General features: G+C 41.0%; 1 protein-coding gene. It reads right to left on the reverse strand.

Translation table 11 applies throughout. The annotated features are described in order from the left end of the window. Positions 1 to 126 precede the first annotated feature (126 nt). Positions 127 to 1,422: a hypothetical protein gene (locus ACGHEH_RS21510; protein ID WP_390449776.1), complete on the reverse strand. Its 1,296-nt coding sequence runs from the start codon at positions 1,420 to 1,422 to the stop codon at positions 127 to 129. Between the last annotated feature and the right edge of the window lie 482 nt (positions 1,423 to 1,904).

Consider the following 1,904-nt stretch of genomic DNA (forward strand, 5'->3'; position numbering starts at 1 on the left):
AGATATTTATTAGTCAATTTTTGAGGTGGGTGTCCTGTTTAAATTAATTTTATTCCGTCAGCCGGAGATACCATATATGTCGTAAAATATTTGGCCGCACAAGGTCAGTCACGTCAGAAATGTAATTCACGCAAAATTAAACACATAATTCCAAATCAAGGTCTTGTTATTGGCGTAGTGGGCATTTCTTGCCGTTTGATCATTGTTTTCGTCACTAGGGTGTTCGGCATTCCAAGCATCGCTGTATTCGGTAATATGATACAGGGGGTGCCCTTGAAAGCCGAAAATACGTTGATTGCAGCAGTATGAGCCGACCCAACGCCAAGTTCGCCACACTTTCCCCGAGGGGGTACCTTGTTCAGGACTGGGGTTTTCGCTAGCGCATTTAACCACTTTCATTTCATGCGCTTGCACTAAAGGGTTTTCTGTATAGCCAACGATTTTATCCGATAATTTGTGGGATACTGCCGTGATGTTACCTTGTTGCTCTTGCTTGTCCAGGTGCTTAGATAAAATCAACATAAAACTATGATGATAATCGCTGTTAAAAGTTAAATCACCTGTTTGCAAGTTGAAAAAGTTATACAAGTCATTGCTAGTGATGGTTTCTGTTGGGTGCTGCGATAGACCTTCTGTCTTATTTGTTTCTAATATACCGTTGTCCCAATTGACATTGATAACACTGTCGTCACTTGGGGGAATCATTGTGCTGTTGTGTTGCACATTCTGGTTACGCTTGTATGTGGTTAAGCCGCCGCCCAATGCTGTCCACATTAACTGCGAGCCGTAACAGTTGCCCAGGTATCGGGTCTCTGGATTGCTTACGATAGCGCGAGCCAATAGTAATTCAATAAACACATAAGCGACATCGCATTTAGGGCTTTTTAAGTGATTCACTTGGTAGTTGTTTTTCTCGCAACTGCGTGTTTTATACATCAAATTGTTATTGTCGTAATACAATTTATGACCATAGGTCTGAAAACGTGCGGGTAGGTTTCTACCATTGGGACACATAACAAAACAAACACTCTGAGCGCTAGCATGCAATTCTGCTATAGTACTGCTGGCCCTCATGAGTAGCTGCTCTGGCAGGCGGCTAAAGTCAAAGCTTGTCATGCTATCATCGTAGCGTACATATTTAGCCAGGATATCAAACAAGGCTTCATCTTCATCATTTTGACTTAAGGGCGTATTAAGCCCCAATAAGCTGAAAACGTCCTCTGAAAATGCTTGTGAAGTTAATACACAGCTGTCGGTAAATGCGCTATTGTCAGCGTCATAAGTGTACAAGGTATTGTTGATGTAACAATATAAGTTTATCCGAAAATTTTCTTTGTCTTCAAAAGCCCGACTAAGATAAAACGCTACCGTGCTGGCGTTATCGCAAGTTGAAGCATCACTTAAAAGCATCACTGAACGCATATTGTTATTTCCTCAAAAGTGGCAATGTGAGCGTGTTTAGTGATATTTATTTTAAGTGATGGAGGAAAGCTTAACTTAGGCGAATCAACGGATAATACGCGTGATATTATGATTGCCAATTGTATCGCTTTAAAGGGGCATAGGGGTCTACCATTGAATTTTAGTAGGCCAATGGCGGTTTATTAGGTACGCTCATCAATGACAAGAGTGTGGCTAAAGGGGTCCGTAATCGAAAGGTTAACTCGATCTTGAAATGCCGCTCTTGTCACCTACATCATCTATCGAAATTCTGCCGGGATGATGTCAATCTTTAGATCGTGACTCTGCAAGTAGACGTGAATCGATGAATGTTTTAAGAGGACAGCCACTTTAATTTTTAAAAACAGAAAGCCAACAACAAAGTCTGTATGCAGGCTAACCTATTCAAATGTCTAAACCTAAACCCAAAAAGGTAAGTAAATGATTAAAAACCACAGGGGGTA

The sequence above is a fragment of the Pseudoalteromonas sp. MTN2-4 genome, from assembly GCF_042848605.1.
In the GTDB taxonomy this organism is placed as follows: domain Bacteria; phylum Pseudomonadota; class Gammaproteobacteria; order Enterobacterales; family Alteromonadaceae; genus Pseudoalteromonas.